The organism is Cytophagales bacterium (assembly GCA_019456305.1).
Lineage (GTDB): Bacteria > Bacteroidota > Bacteroidia > Cytophagales > VRUD01 > VRUD01.
The window spans coordinates 1-22,157 of record VRUD01000073.1; the positions used below are offsets into that span (position 1 = coordinate 1).

Sequence of the window (22,157 nt, forward strand, 5' to 3'; positions counted from 1 at the left end):
TAACCATTTGTTGATTAATAACGAAAGAATCTATTTATTACTAATTAATGTTGCAAAACTAAATTGTTGCTACACTATATAGATATATTTAAAAATAGTTACAATTCTTAAAACTAATTCTTATATTTGAACGTTTAAACAAATGTATCAACTTTTAGATAATAATAACAAATATCTAACACACTTATTTTTAGATGAAACGTTTAATTATTTTCCTTTTGATGCTGGTCTTTGTAATTGCAGCCTGCCGCCCAAAGCCGAAATGTGCAACCCATAAAGGTAAGAAACTCAAGAAGTATTATAACAGCATACAATACCGGTAGTAATTTTTTTTACAAAAAATATTCAGGATAAATCATCATACTTGCAATTTTCTTGTTAATTGTATGGGACAAATTTTAAAGTATTCTCTTATAATTTTATTCATATATTTATGTGGTGTTAGTTGTATTCCTCACAGGAATGTAGTCTATTTCCAGGAGAAACAAAGAACTAAAATTGATACATCTAAAATAGCTGTTTTAAAAAAAGAATATGAGCTTACAATAGCTCCTAATGATATTGTTGATATACACGTGCATGGATATGATGAAGAAACCTACAAAATCTTTTCACCTAAAGCCGGTTTTGAAGGGATATTTACGAATCTGAGAGCGTATGAAAGGGGCTTGACCGTTGATAAGGATGGTAATATTGAAATACCTTATGTAGGCACAGTCCACCTTCAGGGGCTCACCATCACCCAGGCAAGGGATACTATCAAAAAAAGGTTATCTGCTTATATTGATAATCCTACCGTAGTAGTTAAGATGCTTTCCTTTTATGTTACTGTATTGGGCGATGTTGCTCACCCTGGTGTATTTCATGCTGAAAGTGAACAACTATCGTTGATGGAAGCCCTGGGTAAAGCAGGGGATCTGACTCTGTTTGGCAACAGAAAAAATATTAAAATAGTAAGGGCAGGCAGGGATGGCGGTGAAAGTAGTTTCGAAGTTATAAACATTACTTCCTCTGATGTGGTAAATCCGTATATGGTCTATCTCCATCCTAATGATATTGTATATGTGGAGCCATTACGAAGAAAATACTTACAGAATGTGAACGTATTGGTATCTTTGGCCTCATCTGTTGTTTCGCTTACGCTGGTGCTTGTGAGCCTGTTTTTGCTTGGTGGTCAATAATTATACACTATGAAAAGATTATTAACAGTTGTAGGCACCAGACCCAATATCATCAAGATCACTCAGTTTGAGAAAGTATTAAAGAAATTCTCCCATTTTTCTCACCTGCTTGTACATACAGGGCAGCATTATCACTATAATATGAGTGATATTTTTTTTTCAGATCTGAATATCAAAGCGCCTGATGCCTTTTTAGAGGTGGATAGAAATTCAGCGCTATCCCAAATTGCCCAAATAATGCAGAAGCTGGAAAAAGTTGTAGCAGACTATAAACCCCACCTGATCTTTGTTACAGGAGATGTGAACTCAACACTGGCCGGGGCATTGGTGGCTAATAAAATGGGCGTCAGGCTCGCACATATTGAAAGCGGCTTGCGCAGCTTTGACAAAACAATGCCTGAAGAAAATAACAGGATACTGACCGATGCAGTGGCGGATATGTATTTTGTTACAGAAGAAAGCGGGGTTAATAACTTGCTAAAAGAAGGTAAGGAAGGGAATGACATTTATTTTGTGGGAAATACGATGATAGATACGCTGGTTGCTTTTGAAACAAAAATATTAAAATCAAAAATTTCTAATAAGCTAAAATTGAAGACTAAAGAATATGCCTTAATGACCATGCACAGACCGGCCTGTGTAGATACAAAAGAAGGATTATTAAAACTAATTCACATCATTTCAGAAATAACAAAAATTATTAAAATCGTTTTTCCTTGTCATCCCAGAACAGTAAACAGGTTAAAAGAAACGAAATTGTACGGCCGATTAACAAATAACACAAATACTTCCTTGCTTGAACCTGTCGGATATTTGGATTTTCAAAACTTAGTTTTAAATTCAAAATTTGTTATTACAGATAGCGGGGGAATACAGGAAGAAACCACTTTCAGAAAGATCCCATGTATCACTTTAAGGCCAAATACCGAGCGGCCGATTACAACAGATATAGGATCAAATACACTTATAGATTTTGATATTGCCAGGATTATTCCTGTTGTAGCATCAATTATGAATGGGAAATACAAAAAAAGCCAAATCCCGCCCCTTTGGGATGGTAAGGCAACAGAAAGGATCTTTGAGGTAATTGAAAAGATTTTTAATGTAAACACCGAAAATGAAACCACTAATTACACTAATTACACTAATTAATAATTACACTAATTTAATTTGTGTAATTCGTGGTTGCTCCCTATTCCCCTATTTCCTTTATTTCCCTATTCCCTTCTAAGATCTCCTGGCAAAGCTCCACAAGCACCCCATTAGTAGATTTAGGATGCAGGAAACACACTAATTTGTTATCAGCGCCAGGTTTTGGCACTTCATTTAGCAGTACAAATTTTTCTTTTTTAAGACGCTCCATCTCTGCATTAATGTCTTTAACCTCAAAGGCTATATGGTGGACACCTTCTCCCCGTTTTTTTATAAACTTTGCAATGGGGCTATCTTCGTGAGTTGCCTCTAAAAGTTCAATTTTGGTATCACCTAATTTAAAAAATGAAGTGACCACACCTTCACTGGCTACTTCCTCAAGTTTATAGCGGCTGATTCCAAAAAGCTTTTTGAATAGCTCATTTGAACTGTTGATATTCTTTACAGCTATGCCAATATGCTCAACTTTTAACATAATTCAATTAAAAATTAAAGAGAAAAATAGATTTAGAATTAGGTAAAAAAAAGAATTTTATCTGAAAAAGTTATTAATTTTGGAATTTTTTATATAATTTTTTAGTTTAATATATTTAACCCTTTAGATAAACGTGTAAATTTATGGCTAAAAAAGATAAAAGTAAAAAAAGAGTACCACAAATACCTAAGACTAAAAAAGAAGCTATTGCACAAGCAAGACGTTATTTTTCTAATGCAAAAGATACGTTAATCAATAAAACTTCTATCAAAAACGATAGATATGTTGATTCAAAATATGTGAGTGAAGCATCAGCCATGGGTTATTTAGCCGCAACAATAGCTATAAAAGGGTATTTATTAGAACATGGAATTGTTGATGGCAGGCATAAATTACCCAAAAGCTATGATCAATATACGATGTTTATAAAAAAGGTTCCGAAGAATGGCAAATTAATGGCTCATTATAATACGGTATATGAAAACTTACATATTGCCGGATACTATGAAGGATATTGTAACGTGAAATTAATAAAAGGTGGTTTTGAAAGTGCCCAGAAGATAATTGAAATACTGTCAAATTAAAAATCTAACAAAAATATTTCAATCATGATCAATGTAACAGACAAAGCAAAGGATCAAATACTGAACCTGAGAAAACATAAAGGACACGATGAAACTTACATCATACGTGTTTCCGTTGAAAGCGGTGGGTGTTCCGGCTTATCCTACAAATTAGACTTTGATAATCAAAGCAAAGAAGGTGACCAGGTTTTTGAAGATAAAGGAGTAAAAATATTGGTTGATAAAAAAAGCCTGCTCTACCTTTTGGGCACCACCCTTGACTTTTCAGATGGGCTCAATGGCAAAGGTTTCGTGTTTAATAACCCCAATGCCAGCAGAACTTGTGGGTGTGGGGAGAGTTTTGCATTGTGAATAGGGTCTTTTTCAACAACACTGTTATTGCGCGGCAAATCTATTCATAACACAAAAGCCCTTTCACTACGCTGAAAAGGCTTTTATAACACAACTAACTATGCTGCTTTTGCTCCATGCCTACTAATCCTTCAACATCTTCTTATATATCCGTTCCCCGTTTTTCTCCAGATGCAGGAAGTAAACGCCTTTGGCAAGATCTGAAACATTGACCGATACAGAATTAAAACCTACGTATGCATAATATTTGTCACTCATAGATTCTTTACCGGTAATATCAAAAATTGTCAGGTTTACAACATCTTCTGAATTGGAATTAAAGGTGATCACTACGCTACCCTCAGCAGGAACCGGGTATATATTTCCGATCTCAAAAACCCCGGTATTCACATTCACCTTGATAATCTCAGAAAATGACTCCTGTCCATCAAAATCGGTCTGCTTCAGCCTGTAATAATTTACGCCTTTATTTGGTTTATCATCAACATGCAAGTAATCTCTGATATCATTTGAAGTACCTGCTCCGGGAATAGTGCCAATGGTTTCAAAATTTTTCCCGTCTTTACTTCTTTGAATATTGAAATGATCATTATTTTCCTCTGAAACTGTTATCCACTCTAATACCACATAGGTTCCTTTTGCATAACCGGTAAAATAAAGCAACTCAATAGGTAATACTACTGCTGGTGTTTTAGAAGCAGCAATAGCTACTTGTGAAAACCCTGAGTATGCTGTTCTCTTAGCTACAACTACGCCTCCAATTACCCCTGTACCGGCAGAATCATAGGTCCCCGCTAACGTCCAGGGAGGTGTGTTATCAACCCTTTTTACGATCGTATGAGCTGAATCTACAAAGGTAAGACCGTAGTCTCTTCCATACAATGTAAGATCATAGTCAGTAGTTGCGGCTGGATTATCAGGAGTCATTGTCCATACACCTCCAATTGAGCCGCCATTATCCAGAATCGTATCATAGACACCACCATTTTCTAACAAAGCTAAACCATCAAAAATTACAACGGAAGTATTTTCAAAAAATACATTTAAATAGCTTAAACCCCCTACGGCTGAGATATTTATATTGAACAATTGAAAAGAACCACCGTTTCCAACAGGGAAGTCATAAATACCTCCAGCCGCAAGAATATACCTGGTAAGATTTCCCCAAATATAACTGGCTGTGGAACTACCCGTTACTGCATCTTCATCGGTATTGAGCACAACCACTGCTTTATCTATGGTTGTTTCCAATACTCCATTTGTAAGTCTTAACTCTCCGGTAGCATTTATAGTCACATTAGCAGCAGCAGCGCCTGATAGTGTTACCAATGGCGTTGAAGAAGTATTATTGATCTGCAGTATATTAAAAGGCCCTGCAGCAGTTGTGATTAATTGTGAACCCGTAGCGCTGACAAATGCCACCAAACCACTGTCAGGCATGGATATGGCACCACCTTGCGTCCAGTCACCACATACATTTAATTTAGCTAAACTATCACCAAACGTAAGTGTTCCGCCACTTTGAATCTCAATATTTCTAACTCTTGCAACACCACCATTAGCAAATAGAATTGAAGGTTCATTCACACCCGCAGTTGGTATTACAGCATCGAGGTAACAACTTGGGGTACAATTGTCCCAGTTATTATCATCAAACCAATCTGTGCTTACACTTCCGTCCCAAGTTGTAGGACTAGTGCCGTCTCCTGTTACTGAGGCAACTCCTTCAGTCCTTGAACTTTCGTCACAACCACTTTCAATCACAGATACCCACACTAAACTATCGTTTGGTCCGGTAGGGACCAAAAGATCATAGCTGAAATCGGTTGAAGATTGCAATACAGTGCCTCCTGATACCAAATTATACCATACATAAGTTGCCCCTGCAATAGACGGATCAACCGTTAATGTTATAAAACCCGTTGCACATTGAGTAAACGGACTACCCGTAAAGGCAGGGGGTGTATCCGTACCCGTTAAAACTACAGTATCGCGCACACCAACACAACCACCGGCAGTGCTGACTGCTCCTACATAATAATTTGTAGCGCCTATAAGTACAGGATCAACCGTATAGGCCGATCCTGTACCTAATTGATTTCCTCCCAAAGGAGCATCATACCATACATAATTATAACCGGCTACGGTTGGAGACACAGTCAGATCCTGGCTGCCGCCTGCGCATCGTGAAGTATCTGCTGCTGCGGGTTGTGCCGGATCACCCAAATTACTTAAATTGTTAATGTATGCTGCATTCGCTGCATTATTTGCTGCCCCGGGTGTTTCGTCAGCGGGGACATTACCTGCAGTAAAGTTTGCAACATCTCTGTAATCTGTATCATTAAAATAAAAGACCTTCCCGGTACCGCTTGAAGTTAGTACGTTCAGGTTATCCGGGCCACCGGTCATATTATTAGAAGAGCTTCCATAAGATATACCATGAAAGTAAGTGCCGTCAGGATTGCGAACCTGGATCGCATCTCCGAGATTACGCATAGCAACAGTGGTCCAACTACCCGGAGCAGTAAGTCCACAGGGAGAATAATCAGAGCTGCCGCCACCACCACCGGAGGGCGTTGTACTACATTTTATTAGTCCTGCATCATTGGCCGGTAAAATATAGACGCTATCCGGAGTGCCGGTATCATCAGGGTCGTCAGCTTGTGTGATAGCAGGGTTCTTATCGCCATTGTTATAAATAAGTATGATAGAACCCACCGGCACCGATGCCCACCTGGCAATGGCGTCAAATTCAATATAACCCGGAGCCACGCCTGCATCTTGTTGTTTGGTGCTGAATCCATCGTTGCTTGCCCCGTTATTATCATCCACAATATACCCCCTGATATCAACTGTGGAACAGGCAGCGCCTACAACAAGCAATTCAACGTATTCCTGAGATCCAGCCGGACCGTTGGAAAATTCATTGATAATTATTCCTGAACCCGAACATGATACGGATATGGTAAAACTTCCGGAAATTCCATCGGTCAGCGAACCATCCGTTGCACTTAAAGTATAAGCGCCAGCAGCATCAAATGAAAGGTCGGCAAATGTAGCGCAGCCGGCAGTTGCTGCCAATACTAAGGTTCCTGATAACGTACCCGGACCTGATGCTTTGCTCACCGTTATTGTACCCGTATAGGTATTGTCAACATTCAAACTTGCATCGGTTGCACATACCGTTACACTGAAGGTTTGGTTTTCTTCCCGGCAGGAACCGGGAATATTGGTAAAAGTCAATCGATCGGCTGTGACTCCTCCGCCTTGTCCTGCTCCGAAGTTGTCAAAATAAGCCACTTGTCCGCCAGCGCTTGAATGTGCATACACCCAGCCAGCATATTTGTAGGTTGCACCCGTATAAGTTTCATCATTGGCTGAAGTAGCGCTTCCACCTGTGTAATTAGCGCTGTTGGTAGCATTTGCATCCGAGAGTTTTGCACCTGCTAAATAAGATATTTTCCAGGTACCGTCAGAAAGGAATTCTACAAAGAAATTAACACCATTATCACCATCTAAATATGTGTAGCCGCTACTTATAAGTTCTGTGGTACCACTCCAAAGATTTATGGTACCGCTTGTGATATTGCCACTAAATTTAACAAGAACAAGCTCATCGGGACTATTCCTGAAAACAACTGCATATCCGGCAGGTGAACCCGAATTAAAATCAGTATTATTGGCAGCCAGCACCATACCGCACGAATAACTGGAGCCGCCCCAGCCGGAAACCAAGCTCCGATTCAAATCCATCCATCCAAACCATGTATTCGTATTGGCTTTGTTAAGGTCCCAGCCCGCTATTGAGCCCGTCAGGTCATAAGAAGCGTAACTGTGTTCCGGTGTTGATGAGGCAGCGTTTTGGCCCTCGTATTGTCCTCCCGTTATCAGCCATGTTCCTTCAGTTGTGTAAGTCAGATCACCTACGCCATCGTAGTTATCCAATAAAGTCTGCCCATAGCTCCGTTGGCTGTATAAAAAGCTAAATAATAAAAGTATGAAGGAGATAGCTGTGATGGAGAGAACAGAAAACCTGACTCTTAAACCTGTCAGATTTAGTGAGGGAGGGGCAATTTTGCTACAATTAACATAATATGGTATAAATTTTTTCATTTTAATGTTTTCTGCAGCTTATTAATTACAATATACGAAAAAAATAAGATAAAAGCCAAACTTTTTAGTAAATATATCATATCCTTGTAAAGGAGCCAAAATGATAGTTTGGTCATTTGCCTTTGTTTTTGATTAAATAATACCATTTTGTAAGTGTATAACCCAAAGTTACTAATCCCACTAATAAAACTATTACTAATGTTGCAAACCCTAAATAGGGGCTTATTGCGTTGAGCTCATCTATAACTGCCAATACAACAAGCATTAAAATTATATTTAAAGTTGATTCCATTTTATGTTTTTCATAGGTTACTAATTGCAATGTAGGGTAAAAAAATTAAAAATCAGGTTTTTTTAACATTTTCTCATATTTCTTTTCCTTATCCCCGATTGGATGGAAAAATGGAAATTGTTTTGGAGTGGGACTCCGATAGCGTGGGAGTCCGAACCCCATGAGAGTCCCACTTCCCGTGGGGCTCCCAATAAGAGATCACGGCAATCCTCATTCGGAGCCCCACTTGGAGTGGGACTCCGATAGCGAGGGAACAGGTTAAATTGTGTTCAAGTGTTCATGTAATCTTCCATGAACACCTGTCTGCCAACAGGCAGGACGAATAGGTGAACACATGAATACATAACGCTTAGTAAGCTCTTTCAAAGCTCCCTTCCATATAATTAATAAATGCCTGGTTGGCAACCAGGTTTCCCCCCGGTGTTGGATAATTCCCTGTAAAATACCAATCGCCCAGGTGATCCGGGCAGGCTTTATGCAGGTTTTCAATGGTTTGGTAAAGCACTTTAACCTCTGCCTTCAAATCAGGTGCAGCAATGATTTGAGCAATTTTATCTGAAATTTCTTCATCACTAAAAGGAGCGTATATTTCTTTTACATAATTTTTCACCACTTGCCCTGCCGACTGCGTCTGGATATTCGGCCCGTTCCCAACTCCCTGCTTCTTTTCATTAGCAACTTTACACTTTTGAAGTACTTCTTCCATGATATACTCCTTGTTTGAATCTTCCAGCAATTTGATCACAGCCCTGAAAGCCACAAAATCTTTCATCTTACTCATATCAATACCATAACAGTCAGGATAACGGATCTGAGGGGCGGATGAAACGATCACGATCCTTTTTGGCCCCAATTTATCGAGCATTTTCAGAATGCTTTTTTCCAGCGTAGTTCCTCTTACTATGGAGTCGTCAATCACTACCAGCGTGTCTTTTCCTTTATTGATAATTTCATAGGTAGCATCATAAACATGTGCCACAAGGTCGCCTCTATGGCCCTCATCGGTAATGAATGTTCTCAGCTTTGCATCTTTAATCACCAATTTTTCAATACGGGGCTTTTGGATTTGGGATTTGGGATTTGGGATTTGGGATTTTAAATCCTCCACCGCCTCCATCAATCCTAAAAATGCAGTCTCAGCAGTGTTGGGTATATAGGAAAAAATCGTATTTTCAAGATCATAGTCAATCGTTTTGAGTATTTTGGGTGCAAGCAGCTTGCCCAGCATTTTCCTTTCCTTATAAATATCAGGATCGCTGCCTCTTGAGAAATATATTCGTTCAAAACTGCACGACTTTTTTTGCAGTGGTTCTATAAATTCGCAGCAGTCCAGGTCTCCTTTTGTATTGACAATGAGCGCATATCCCGGGGGGATTTCTTTTATTTCGTTATATTCAATTTCAAAAGCAGTTTTAATGGCAGGTTTTTCTGAAGCAGCTATCACCACCTCATCATCTGCATAATAACAGACAGGACGAATGCCGGCAGGGTCCCTGGCAACAAAAGCTGAACCATTACCGGTGATCCCGGCCATGGCATAACCACCGTCAAAATCTTTAAAGGAATTCTTTAAAACCCGGATCATATCCAACTCATTTTCTACAAATTCAGTAATTTCACTGTTTGGATATTTGCCTTTGTATTTATCATAGATCGCCTGAACGCCTTCATCTAAGAAGTGGCCTATTTTTTCTAATACAATCACCGTGTCTATCTTATCTTTTGGGTGCTGCCCGATATTGACCAGAACATCAAATAGTTCATCTACATTGGTCATATTAAAATTACCGGCAAGCGCCAAAGTTCTGCTGCGCCAGTTATTTTGCCTGATCACCGGGTGGCAATTTTGCAACCCGTATTCCCCATGCGTTGCATATCTTAAATGGCCCATCAAAACTTCACCTGCAAAATCGAAATGCTCTTTTATCCAGGTTGCATCATTTGTTTTACCCGGGTTTTCTTTTAATAAAGCTTTATATTTTTTACTGATCTTTTGAAAAATATCCTCTATGGGCTGCCTGTCCACAGAGCGAAGTTTTTCAAAATACCTGTAACCAGGTTGAACATTTAGTTTTATTGAAGCCACACCTGCACCATCCTGCCCCCGGTTATGCTGCTTTTCCATTAAAAGGTATAATTTATTGATCCCGTACAGGGCTGTGCCGTACTTTTCCAGGTAATAAGAAAGAGGATAACGGAGGCGGATAAATGCGATCCCGCAGTGGTGGTGGATGGTATCGGACATTAATCTTCTTTTTGAAAATAGCTTATCATTTTGTAGCGCAAAAGTAATGAAAATTTATCTATCACCTAAATTTAGAATAGAGCCAAAATTATTTGTGACGAATACTTGAAACGGGATAAATTGTCGCATTCATAAGTTGGCAGTTGGCAGCAGCAGTTGGCAGTTTCCCGCACACGTCTGCTCACTGCCGCTGCCAACTCTAAAGTGCGATAATTTATCCCGTTCGCAGTATAAAGCCTAACGCAGCGAAGCTGCAAACAAATTGTCTTGGCTATATTTTAGAATAGCGTGTTAAACTGTATCTTAAGCTGCGTAAATGTACACAAAATTGATAAAGTCGGCAGTTGGCAATCGGCAGTTGGCAAAAAAGCAAAAAAACAATTGCCGACTGCCGACTGTGGACTGCCGACTGCCGACTGTGGACTGCCGACTGCCGACTGTGGACTGCCGACTGCCGACTGTGGACTGCCGACTGCCGATTGTGGACTGCCGACTGCCGAATTTACACTTAAAATTAGCAAATCCTGTATTTTTTTATTATGTTTGTGTCAATTAATAAACCATAAGATGACGAAAACTAATAAAACAAATGAAAAAACCAGGTGGTTCAGAAGAATTACCAGACCTGGCAGAGTAGGCCTTATAACAGAACTCGGAATAATCCGCAGGATAACAAGAAAAGAAAATGGCAGTAAGACTACCAATTAAAATTGTTTTTTCTTCAATTATTTCATTAAATGGAGTCTAATCAAATTGTAAAAGATACTAAAATTACAATAAAACAACTTGTTGATCTTGGTCTGGATGAAATTGATGCCAGTAAGATAAATGATGAAATAAATAACCTGCTCAATAACTACTCAGCTCCGGTATGCTGGCAAAAGATATGTAAAGAAATACTTTCCCCTGATATTCCTTTTCCTATACATCAACTTATCTTTGATGCAGTCTATGCTGATTGGGATGATTCAAAAGGCCCCAAGCCAGTGTGGCTGCCTTCCGGTGAAACAATTAAAACCTCAAATATTTCAAAGATACAAACTCAATTAGGTATTGCAGACTACAAAGATTTTCACACCTGGTCGGTTTGTAACCGGGCTGCATTTTGGGAACTGATGGTAAATGAGCTCGGTATCAGGTTTAAAGACCGTTATAAAAAAATAGTTGTAGTGAACGGGCATGCCCGTTCACTACAAAATGGACTAGAAAATCCTGATTGGCTGGTTGGTGCAAAGATGAATATTGCAGATAGCTGTTTTCAGGATAATCCTCAAGAACCTGCTATCATATACCAGGCTGAAGGTGGAAAAATAAACAAAATGAGCCATCAGCAATTGGAAAAATTTTCAAATCGTGTTGCCAATGGTTTAACAGCTTTGGGATTAAAGCGTGGAGATGCTGCTGCCATAGATATGATCATGACTGCTGAGGCCGTTGCAATCTACCTGGGCATCATTAAAGCGGGCTGTGTAGTAGTTTCTATTGCCGACAGTCTCGCTCCAGGTGAAGTAGCCAAACGCCTGCAAATTTCAAATGCAAAGCTGATCTTTACCCAGGATTTTATTATCAGAGGTGAGAAGAAGTTACCATTGTATGACAAAATATTAAAAGCCGATCCACCTGTAGTTGTTGTTTTACCTGTAGGGAATGGGCATGTTGAGCACCAGCGAAATCCCGATTCTGTCGGGGCCCATTCCCTGCAAATCAGGAAGCAGGACATGATTTGGGATAATTTTTTGAGTAAAGATGATAAATTTGACTCCGTTTCATCTGAACCGGCCGGTCATGTAAACATCCTTTTCTCATCAGGCACTACTGGTGACCCCAAAGCGATTCCCTGGACGCATACCACACCCATAAAATGTGCGGCTGATGGCTATTTACATCAAAACATCCAGCCGGGGGATGTGGTTGCCTGGCCCACCAATATCGGCTGGATGATGGGACCCTGGCTTATCTTCGCCAGCCTGATCAATAAAGCGACCATAGCGCTTTATTATGGTGCACCTGTTGGTAGAGAATTCGGACAATTTGTACAGGATGCAAAAGTGAATATGTTGGGTGTAGTGCCCAGCATGGTCAAACGGTGGATTGAAACGGATTGCATGAACGGATTGGATTGGAGCAATATTAAAGTTTTTAGCTCAACCGGGGAAGCCTCTAATTCGCAGGATTATGGGTGGTTGATGAGCAAAGCAGGCTACAAACCCGTAATTGAGTATTGCGGAGGCACTGAAATAGGCGGTGGATATATTACCGGCACGGTAGTTCAGCCAGCCGTTCCGGCTGCTTTTTCAACACCTGCTTTGGGTCTTGATTTTATTTTGTTAGACGAAAATGGTAAACAAACCCAAAACGGTGAAATTTTCCTTGTACCTCCTTCTATCGGATTATCTACTGAGTTGCTAAACAAAGAACATCATAAAGAATATTATGCCGGGAACCCTGATTGTACGGACAATATGGAAGGCGCTTTTGGAAAGCTGCTAAAAAATGAGCTGAATAGCCCCCCTCTAACTCCCCCCAAAGGGGGGAGAACTGGCCAACACTTTACCCTTCCCCGAGGCAAAAGCGATGGCAAAGTCCTCCCGAGCACTCGGGAGGGATTTAGGGGGGCTGTGGATTTAAGGGGGGCTAATCCAATTCTACGCAGCCATGGCGACCAGATAGAACGTTTGCCCGGAAATTATTTCCGTGCGCTGGGACGGGCTGATGATACGATGAATCTTGGGGGCATTAAAGTAAGTTCTGCTGAAATTGAACGAACATTAAATAATATAGACGGAATAAGAGAAACGGCTGCTATCGCTGTGAACCCTCCCGGAGGAGGACCAAGCCAACTCGTTATTTATGCCATTGTAACGCAACCCCGATACGCTTCGCGGAGTTTATCCCGACACAGTCGGGAGGGCAGGCATTTAAGTTGCGAAAAACAGGAGTTGATCTCAATCTTCCAGAAAAGCATTAAAGAAAACCTCAATCCATTATTCAAAGTTATGAATGTAGTAGTGCTGGATGAATTACCCCGGACGGCTTCTAATAAGGTGATGAGGAGGGTATTGAGGAATTTGGAACTAAAAAATAATGGATGAAACCACGAATTACACAAATTAAATTAGTGTAATTATTAATTAGTGTAATTCGTGTAATTAGTGGTTTCATTTTCAGACTAATATCAAATTTACAATATCCAACGTCTAAGAAATGCCTAAAATTTATCCCGAGCACTCGGGATAGGCACTTTAGTGTCTAACATTTAAAATTCTGACCCCGAGTGCTCGGGGGCAAAATATTTAGTTTTTGGTTGTTAGTTTTTGGTTATGGTTTGATAGTTTATGGTTATAGTTTTTTAGTTTGTTGGTCGTGCCATGAGTCCGGCATTAGCAAACTATTGAACTAATGAACTAAAACTAACAACCAAATAACTAAAACTAAAAACCAAAAACCATGAACTAAAATTTTGGTTCTGGCTACGCCAGGTTGGGCATTTCTTAATTATTGTCATTCCTCATCCTATTCTCTTTCCATTTACTCGTACTCGTCTTATTAAATTTATCATCCCCATCTTTGATTCTTAACCTGGTATTACCAATCAGAGCTTCAGTTAAATATCCCGCTAATATACCTGCAATTTCACCACCTCTGTCTTTTTTTAATCTCGGATTACCTGCCTGCGCCCCCGAGTACTCGGGGGCAGGCAGATCAATCCGAGCTGCATAGTGTTTCTCAACAAAGCTTGTATCAAATTCTCCGGATCTGAATGCCTCATGATCCATCACGAATTTACCAAAAGGCAGTGTTGTCTCAATTCCTGTGATTTGATACTCGTCAATAGCCCTTTTCATTTTCTCTATCGCTCCGGTTCTGGTAGCGGCATGTGTTATAAGCTTCGCGATCATGGGATCATAATAAATTGGTATTTCCATCCCTTGCTCAAAGCCGTCATCAACCCTTATTCCAGGCCCTTGAGGTGTTTTGTAAGTGATTAATTTGCCTGTATCAGGCATGAAATTATTTTTTGCGTCTTCAGCATAAACGCGTACCTCTATGGCATGGCCATTAATTGATAAGTCTTCTTGTTTGATATCCAAAGGTTTACCTTGTGCTATCTTGATCTGTTCTTTTACCAGGTCAATACCTGTAATCTGTTCGGTAACAGGATGTTCTACCTGCAGTCGGGTATTCATTTCTAAAAAATAGAAAGACAGCCCCCCGCCACTATTCCTTACCGAATCGGTGAATGGGTGAATGGGTGAATCGGTGAATCGCTTCGTTTTCCTGTTCTCCGTTTCTCCGATTCTCCGGTTCTCCGATTCAGGGGGGCTTGGAGTTAGAGCGGGGCTTACAAGAAACTCTACCGTACCCGCACTAAAGTAATTACAAGCTTTGGCTACATCAATTGCACATTTTCCCATAGCAGCCCTTATTTCATCATTTAAGAGAGGTGATGGGGCTTCTTCAATTACTTTTTGGTGCCTGCGTTGTATGGTACATTCTCTTTCAAAGAGGTGTATGACGTTGCCATGTTTGTCGCCTAATATTTGTATCTCAATATGTCTGGGTGAGGAGATATACTTTTCAATAAAAACCGAATTATCGCCAAAAGCAGATTGAGCTTCACTTTCTGCACGATTCATTTGCTCTTCAAGCTCTTTCTCGTTTTCAACAATGCGCATTCCTTTACCGCCACCACCAGCGCTTGCTTTTATTAGAATGGGGTAGCCGATCTGTTTTGCTTTTTCTCTGGCATTTTTGATGTTTTTAATAGAATGATCACCACCGGGAACTGTCGGCACATTGTACTTTGAAACAGCCTTTTTTGCTGTTAACTTGTCTCCCATCATTTCTATTGACTGCGGGGATGGGCCTATGAATATAATACCTGCTTTTTCAACTTTACGGGCAAAAGCCGCATTTTCTGATAAAAAACCATACCCCGGATGGATCGCATCTACTTTGAGCTCTTTACAGATCTGAATTATCTTATCACCTTGAAGGTAAGATTCTGATGATGGAGGTGGGCCAACACAAACAGCTTCATCAGCATATTTTACATGAAGTGAATTTCTATCAGCTTCGCTGAATATAGCAACCGTGCAAATCCCCATTTCTTTCGCAGATCGCATGATACGCAGGGCTATTTCGCCTCTGTTGGCTATAAGTATTTTTTTGATCATAAAATCTTCTGGTTTTAAAATTTTGTATTTATAGTTTTTAATACTACATTTGTTGCAAAATTGAAAATTATTATCATTAATTCTAAATTTAAAATCTAAAATTTATAATCGTAAATATCATGACAGATCTATTTGAAAAATTATCAGCAAACAAAGGCCCGTTGAGTCGTAGTTCTGATAGATTTCAGGCAGAAGGTTATTTTTTCTTTCCAAAGCTGGAGGGGGAGCTTGCTAGCCGGATGATCTTCAAAGGTAAGGAAAAAATAATCTGGAGTATAAATAATTATTTAGGATTAGCCAACCACCCTGAAGTGCGTGAAGCGGATGCAAAGGCAGCAGAAGAATGGGGACTGGCTTACCCGATGGGAGCACGAATGCTGACAGGAAACACAGCTTATCATGAACAATTAGAAAAGGAGCTTTCTGAATTCGTTCACAAAGAAGATACCATATTACTGAATTACGGCTACCAGGGAATGGTTTCTTCGATCCACTCTTTGCTTAATAGATGGGATGTAGTTATTTATGATTCAGAAGCACATGGTTGTATTGTAGATGGTGTTCATTTACATGTGGGTAAACGTTTTGTATATCCTCATAATAATATTGAAAACCTTGAAAAGCAATTACAAAGAGCTGAACACCTGGTAAAGGACACAGATGGGGCCATCTTGGTAATAACAGAAGGCGTATTTGGTATGGCAGGTGACCAGGGATATTTAAAGGAGATCATTGCATTAAAAAAAAGGTATCATTTTAGATTTTTTGTAGATGATGCACATGGTTTTGGAACTGTTGGTCAAACCGGGGCAGGAACAGGTGAAGAACAAGGCGTGCAGGATGGAATAGATATATACTTTTCTACTTTTGCAAAGTCTATGGCAAGCATCGGTGCATTTATCTCAAGCGATAAGTGCGTGATTGACAATTTAAGATATAATAACCGTTCACAGATGTTGGCAAAATCGCTTCCACTGCCCGTCGTAATTGGGAATTTAAAACGTCTTGAACTGTTGAAAAACTACCCCGAACTGAGAGAGAAACTCTGGGACAATGTAAGATATTTACAATCAGGTTTGAAAACACGCGGTTTTAACATAGGCAGAACAAATTCACCTGTCACTCCTGTATACATGAATTGCAGTATGTCAGAGACATGGAGCCTGGTGGTTGATCTGAGAGAAAACTATAATATTTTTTGTTCGGTTATTATTTACCCGGTCGTTCCTAAAGATATATTGATGCTAAGGATCATTCCAACCGCAATTCATACAAAAGAAGATATAGAGGAAACGCTGGATGCCTTTTCTGCTGTACAGGAGAAATTGAAGGCGGGGGAGTATGCTAAGGAGGAACTTGTGAGGGTTTAAAACATTGTTTCATTGTCCTATTGTCTCATTGCCCCATTGTTAGCGGTTATTAAAGAAATGAAGACATTGTTTTTTATTATACTGACTTTTATCTTAGTTCCAGTTTTCGGACAAGACCACCAAATTCAGACTAAAATATCGGGATATGTGATTGATAGCATAACAAAGGAACCAATTCCATTTGCAAATATTATTATGATTTCCGACTTAGGTACAACTTCCGATTTTGATGGATTTTTTATCTTAGAACTTACTGAAGACTCAATATCTGAATTAACGGTTTCAGCCATCGGTTATAGAAAAAAGAAATTTCTCCCCAAAAAGAATACTAATCCGCAGACTGTAAAATTAACATCCGTTCCTCTTAATCCAGAAAGTGAATTTGTTATTTTGGGAAAGCCTATTGACACTTTTTATTTTGAAAATGGACAAATTGAAAAGATAAAATATCAAGGTCGTGACGAAGTTACTTTTTATAAAAGCGGACAAATGAAATCGCAGTCAGTTAATGGTTCATATCGCAGTTGGTTCGAAAACGGAAAACTTAAGTATCAATCTATTTTGAAGTTTAATCATCATCGCACTGTAACGGAATGGTATGATAATAATCAAATAAAGGAACAAGGAACGATGTATTGGGGAGATAATAAAAAGACAAATGAAGGTGACTGGTTTAAAAACAATGATTGGAGATATTGGAGAAGAGACGGAAAAGAAAAATAACAAACCGCTAACACTCGCTAAAAAATCATAGCCACCCTGCGGGATGGCAACGCTTTTTAGCGTAACCGTTCCATTGTCTTATTGTTGATGATCAAAATTTTAATTTTTCGTTAGTGAAATTTATTAACTATTAGACCGCTTTTAATAATTTACGTATCCTCTTTACCAATCCTTCAGACGCATCTATTAGCGGAGCCCGAACAGTTCTGTTACAAATACCCAACACTTCCAAAGCTGCTTTTATGCCCACCGGATTGCTTTCTTCATACATTAAGGGATTAATTTCCAACAGGTCAAAAAGTAACTTTGATGCGGGCTTGAACTGGCCTTTTAAACCCATCGAAACCAAACTGCTGAATTTTTCTGGAAAAGCATTGGCAAGCACTGAAATCACGCCATCCATGCCGAATGAAAGCATAGGAACGGTCAACAGGTCATCACCGGAAATAACCAGAAAATCGTCCGCTGAGTTTTTTACAATCTGCATGCATTGTCCTAAATCTCCTGATGCTTCTTTGATGCCAATGATGTTGTGATGCCTGGCTAATCTTATCGTTGTTTCTGCCGTAATATTTGAAGAAGTTCTGCCCGGAACGTTGTATAAAATAACAGGCACAGGACAATTTTCTGCTATTGCAGAATAATGTCTGTAGATACCTTCCTGGGTAGGTTTGTTGTAATAAGGACTTACAGATAGTATTGCATCTACTCCCGTAAAGTCACTATTTTTTATGACTTCAATAACAGCCTGGGTGTTATTTCCCCCGATACCATAGACAACTGATTTTCTTCCTTTTACATGTTTGATAGCGGAAGATAAAATTTCATTTTTTTCATCCGGGGTAGTAGTAGCCGATTCTCCGGTAGTTCCTGATACAACAAGGTAGTCAATGCCACCGTCTATGGTGAAATCAAGCAGCTTGGCAAAGGCATCAAAATCAACAGAAAGATCTTTTTTGAAAGGAGTGATTAAGGCGACACCGGTGCCCCTGAATTTATTGTTCATTATTATTGATACTAAAAATGCGCACAGAGTAAAGGATTGAACGCTATGCCCCGCCAACTGGCGGGGCTTTGCGCTTTATAGTTCCTGCGTATAATGATTCATTTGATCAACTAAAACGTCAATTCCATCCGTATCATTGATCTTGATCATCAGTTCAAAATAATTTGTTTTGTGCTGGTCGTATTTCCCAATACGGCATTTTGCTTTACTCTTTGCAAGAATATTGTGAAAAACATACGATGGTTTTGTGTCAATGCAAAACAGGTAATCAAAATCGCTATTAATAAACTTTTTGACTTGCTCAGATCTAAGTGACCTCAAATAAGTGATTTCTCTGCTGGCGAAGTAATAATGTTTAAAATTGTAAGGACTATTTTTGTTGTCTAAAGTGAGCCCTTGTACTTTTTTCCCATCATCTTTTAGTTTTTTCACGAAATTTTTGAGTGACTCCAGGTTTCGTTCATTTTTTGATTTATCTTTAAGGGCAGGCAGGTTAAACATGATGCCTATGTTACGAGCATCCTTGTAGTTTAAAGTTATCCTTTCAGCCTTATTACGCTTAAAGATGAATTTATTCAGGATCGGAAGAATAAAATTGCTCAATATTTAGAGTATTTATGAACATTTGAACATTAAACCTTGAGTCCCCTCTAAAAAGTAAAAAATTGAAAAGAAATCGTTTTTCGTCCCGCAATATGCGGGACAAAGTTCGCAAAGGATTGAATATCAATTAGTTAAGTATATAACTTTGCGCTCTTTGTCCCGAGTACTCGGGAAGAACCAAAAACACTTTTTAGAGTGGACTCAACCTTTTTTTATCATGTACAAAAAATCTTTTTCAGAGATAATGTTGGTACCTAAGTTTTTCGCTTTTTGTAACTTTGCAGGCCCCATTTTATTGCCTGCCAACAAATAATCTAATTTCGCAGAGATTGAAGATAAAACTTTTCCCCCATTGTTTTTAATTTTTTCCTTTAACTCTTCTCTGCTAAAACTTTCAAAAACTCCTGATATGACAAAGGTTTTTCCTTTAAGAAGTAAAGGAGCCCCCACCCCTTCTCCACTTTTTGCAGAGAGGTTGGGGGTGAGGGCAAATTTAAGCCCATATTTTTTAAGTCTTTCTATTAATTGTAATTTTTTTTTTGACTTAAAGTACTCCACTAAGCTTTGAGCAATTTTATCTCCTATTTCAGGAACTTCAATTAATTGCTCGTAAGAGGCTTGTGCCAGTGCATCAATATTGTTAAAATGAGCGGCAAGTATTTCAGCCACTGTAATTCCTACAAAGCGAATACCTAACGCAAATAAAAGATTCTCGAAATCAACAATTTTAGAATTCTGAATGCCTTCAATCAAATTAAGAGCAGATTTTTCAGCAAAACGTTCTAAATTAATCAATTGCTCATATTTTAGCTCATACAAGTCTGCCACATCTTTTATCAGGTCTTTTTCGAGAAGCTGTTCTATGGTTTCAGGTCCCAGGCCATCAATGTTCATTGCTTTGCGCTGAATAAAATGCTCTATCCTGCCTTTAATTTGCGGAGGACAAGCAGATTCATTCGGACAATAATGGATAACTTCTTCTTCTTTTCTCTTTAATGGGGTACCACATACGGGACATTTTTTTATGTATTCTATTTTTTTTATTCCAGGTAGCCTTTTTGACAGGTCAACACCAGTGATCTTTGGGATTATTTCTCCTCCTTTTTCTACATATATGGTATCGCTGATCCTTATACCCAATCTTTCAATTTCATTTGCATTATGCAGGGATGCCCTTTTTACTACGGTACCGGCTAAAGTGACGGGTTGCAGATTGGCAACAGGTGTGATCGCACCTGTTCTGCCTACCTGGAAATCTATGGAAAGCAGCTTAGTGTTTGCACTTTCTGCTTTGTATTTATAAGCTATTGCCCAGCGTGGGCTTTTAGCAGTTGCTCCTAATATTCTTTGCTGCTCAAAATTATTGATCTTGATCACAATACCATCAATACCAACAGGCTGGTCAAACCTTTTAGTTTCCCACTTTTTGATGTATTCCAATACCTCGTTTATGTTTTTACATTTTTGCCAGGCATCAGAAACCTTAAATCCCCATTTAGGTAATTCTTCCAGGCTTTTCTCATGTGTTTTATAAGGCAGGTTTTCACCTGATAAAGAATAGATAAAGCAATCTAATTTTCTTTTGGCTACAATGCTTGAGTCCTGCATTTTTAAAGTACCTGAAGCGGTATTGCGGGGATTTGCAAGCAGGGTTTCACCGATCTCTTCTCTTTCTTCATTTAGTTTATTAAAAACTTTAGTTGACATAAATAATTCACCTCGTACTTCAAAGGAAGAAGGAACAGCCCCCCTACCAGCCCCCCTACCTCCCGCAATGCTGGCCCGATGTCCACTGGACATCGTCCTCCCCAAAGGGGGGACTTTTCCATCGCTTTTGCTATCCCCTTTTCCTTTGGGAAGTGGGGTTGGGAAGTCCCCCCTTTGGGGGGATTTAGGGGGGCTGGGGGTTAGGGGGGGGCTTTTTAATGGAATACTAATTATGGTTTTTACATTGGCAGTAATATCGTCTCCCTGTATTCCATCTCCACGGGTTACTGCCTTTGTTAGCATCCCTTTTTCATAGTTCAGGCTGATAGCTACCCCATCAAATTTTAATTCGCAAACATATTCAAAGTCATTACCAATATTTTTTTTTACCCGGTTGTCAAAATCTTTTAGCTCTTCCTCTGAATATGTATTATCCAGAGAAAGCATTGGATATTTGTGCTTTATTGTGTCAAACTCTTTGGTGATAGTACCACCGACACGCAGGGTAGGGGAGTCTTGTCTCTTTAAATAGGGGAACTCATGCTCTAATTTGATGAGCTGTTTTAAAAGCTGATCAAATTCGTAGTCAGAGATATCCGAAATACTATGTTGGTAGTATTGATGATTGTAGTGATTTATCTTTTCTGTAAGGTGCTCAATCTTGTTTTTGGCCTCTTCTTTTGTCATCAGATAGTGCATTGCACTCTGCTTTAAAAAATAAGGGTATAATGGAATAAGGAAATAAAGGAGATAGAGGTATAAGTATATTTGTAAATTTAAACAACGGAATAGGTCAATTATCAGATTGTCAATAGGGATATAATGTTTTAGTAATTTCTTATTTACCTATTCCCTTATTTGTTTGCTAGCAAATTCATCGGATGACCCCAACGCACAACCCAGAGAGTCATCCGATGATAGCCAACCCTTATTTCCCTATACCCCTATTTCTTCTTACTGATACTGAATCTTCTGAATATTCTGTTTATTTTTCCAGGCTTTTTTGCAATGTTTGCTTTGATGTGTGCAGGATGCAGCAAAAAAGAACAATAAGACGATTGCTAAAATTAATTTTTTCATGATTGATAAGTATTTACTATTAAAAATCACTGTTGTCCGATAAAAACAATTAATATTTAGGATTAAACATAACTATCTTTGCAAAAAAAATAAGGCAA

At 39.1% G+C, this 22,157-nt stretch carries 15 protein-coding genes and 1 pseudogene; 7 read left to right on the forward strand and 9 right to left on the reverse strand.

Going from position 1 to position 22,157, the window contains the following annotated elements:
- Window positions 1–386: 386 nt before the first annotated feature.
- Together FVQ77_13970 and FVQ77_13975 are read left to right on the forward strand one after the other, a co-directional pair.
- A complete protein-coding gene (locus tag FVQ77_13970) occupies window positions 387–1,181 on the forward strand; it encodes a polysaccharide export protein (GenBank protein MBW8051418.1) in 795 nt (264 codons plus the stop codon).
- A gap of 9 nt (window positions 1,182–1,190) precedes the next feature.
- Window positions 1,191–2,333 carry a UDP-N-acetylglucosamine 2-epimerase (non-hydrolyzing) gene (locus tag FVQ77_13975; protein MBW8051419.1) on the forward strand — a complete coding sequence of 381 codons (1,143 nt, stop codon included), beginning with the start codon at window positions 1,191–1,193 and terminating at the stop codon, window positions 2,331–2,333.
- A gap of 40 nt (window positions 2,334–2,373) precedes the next feature.
- On the opposite strand, the gene mce is transcribed toward FVQ77_13975, so the two are convergent.
- The gene (gene mce / locus FVQ77_13980) at window positions 2,374–2,808 is read right to left on the reverse strand and encodes a methylmalonyl-CoA epimerase (protein ID MBW8051420.1); all 435 of its coding nucleotides are present in this window, start codon (window positions 2,806–2,808) and stop codon (window positions 2,374–2,376) included.
- Window positions 2,809–2,951: 143 nt separating this feature from the next.
- Between mce and FVQ77_13985 the strand changes: the two genes are divergently transcribed.
- The gene (locus tag FVQ77_13985; protein ID MBW8051421.1) at window positions 2,952–3,392 is read left to right on the forward strand and encodes a hypothetical protein; all 441 of its coding nucleotides are present in this window, start codon (window positions 2,952–2,954) and stop codon (window positions 3,390–3,392) included.
- Between the two features lie 24 nt (window positions 3,393–3,416).
- Window positions 3,417–3,743, forward strand: a complete 327-nt coding sequence (locus tag FVQ77_13990; protein MBW8051422.1) for an iron-sulfur cluster assembly accessory protein — start codon at window positions 3,417–3,419, stop codon at window positions 3,741–3,743.
- A 123-nt stretch (window positions 3,744–3,866) separates the two neighbouring features.
- Here FVQ77_13990 and FVQ77_13995 read toward each other — a convergent pair whose 3' ends face one another.
- The 4 genes and pseudogenes from FVQ77_13995 to FVQ77_14010 form a co-directional block, all read right to left on the reverse strand.
- On the reverse strand, window positions 3,867–7,856 hold the full coding sequence (locus FVQ77_13995; protein ID MBW8051423.1) for a T9SS type A sorting domain-containing protein: 3,990 nt from the start codon (window positions 7,854–7,856) through the stop codon (window positions 3,867–3,869).
- 112 nt (window positions 7,857–7,968) lie between these two features.
- The gene (locus tag FVQ77_14000) at window positions 7,969–8,148 is read right to left on the reverse strand and encodes a hypothetical protein (GenBank protein ID MBW8051424.1); all 180 of its coding nucleotides are present in this window, start codon (window positions 8,146–8,148) and stop codon (window positions 7,969–7,971) included.
- Between the two features lie 349 nt (window positions 8,149–8,497).
- Window positions 8,498–10,393: an amidophosphoribosyltransferase gene (locus FVQ77_14005; GenBank protein MBW8051425.1), complete on the reverse strand. Its 1,896-nt coding sequence runs from the start codon at window positions 10,391–10,393 to the stop codon at window positions 8,498–8,500.
- 393 nt (window positions 10,394–10,786) lie between these two features.
- A pseudogene (locus tag FVQ77_14010) lies at window positions 10,787–10,873 on the reverse strand (6-phosphofructokinase).
- Between the two features lie 257 nt (window positions 10,874–11,130).
- On the opposite strand from FVQ77_14010, the gene FVQ77_14015 reads away from it, so the two are divergent.
- Window positions 11,131–13,485 (forward strand): AMP-binding protein, encoded by a 2,355-nt coding sequence (locus tag FVQ77_14015; GenBank protein ID MBW8051426.1) that lies wholly within the window; start codon window positions 11,131–11,133, stop codon window positions 13,483–13,485.
- Window positions 13,486–13,884: 399 nt separating this feature from the next.
- Here FVQ77_14015 and FVQ77_14020 read toward each other — a convergent pair whose 3' ends face one another.
- Window positions 13,885–14,808: a hypothetical protein gene (locus FVQ77_14020; GenBank protein MBW8051427.1), complete on the reverse strand. Its 924-nt coding sequence runs from the start codon at window positions 14,806–14,808 to the stop codon at window positions 13,885–13,887.
- An 881-nt stretch (window positions 14,809–15,689) separates the two neighbouring features.
- On the opposite strand from FVQ77_14020, the gene FVQ77_14025 reads away from it, so the two are divergent.
- Both FVQ77_14025 and FVQ77_14030 read left to right on the forward strand, forming a co-directional pair.
- Window positions 15,690–16,940 (forward strand): aminotransferase class I/II-fold pyridoxal phosphate-dependent enzyme, encoded by a 1,251-nt coding sequence (locus tag FVQ77_14025; GenBank protein ID MBW8051428.1) that lies wholly within the window; start codon window positions 15,690–15,692, stop codon window positions 16,938–16,940.
- Window positions 16,941–16,997: 57 nt separating this feature from the next.
- Complete coding sequence (locus tag FVQ77_14030; GenBank protein MBW8051429.1) at window positions 16,998–17,663, forward strand: carboxypeptidase-like regulatory domain-containing protein; 666 nt, start codon at window positions 16,998–17,000, stop codon at window positions 17,661–17,663.
- Between the two features lie 130 nt (window positions 17,664–17,793).
- Here the strand turns inward: FVQ77_14030 and FVQ77_14035 are convergent, their stop codons facing one another.
- The 3 genes from FVQ77_14035 to ligA all read right to left on the reverse strand — a co-directional run bounded on the left by FVQ77_14035 (window position 17,794) and on the right by ligA (window position 21,282).
- On the reverse strand, window positions 17,794–18,669 hold the full coding sequence (locus tag FVQ77_14035) for a 4-hydroxy-tetrahydrodipicolinate synthase (GenBank protein MBW8051430.1): 876 nt from the start codon (window positions 18,667–18,669) through the stop codon (window positions 17,794–17,796).
- Window positions 18,670–18,744: 75 nt separating this feature from the next.
- Window positions 18,745–19,272: a hypothetical protein gene (locus tag FVQ77_14040; protein ID MBW8051431.1), complete on the reverse strand. Its 528-nt coding sequence runs from the start codon at window positions 19,270–19,272 to the stop codon at window positions 18,745–18,747.
- A 201-nt stretch (window positions 19,273–19,473) separates the two neighbouring features.
- Complete coding sequence (gene ligA / locus FVQ77_14045) at window positions 19,474–21,282, reverse strand: NAD-dependent DNA ligase LigA (GenBank protein MBW8051432.1); 1,809 nt, start codon at window positions 21,280–21,282, stop codon at window positions 19,474–19,476.
- Between the last annotated feature and the right edge of the window lie 875 nt (window positions 21,283–22,157).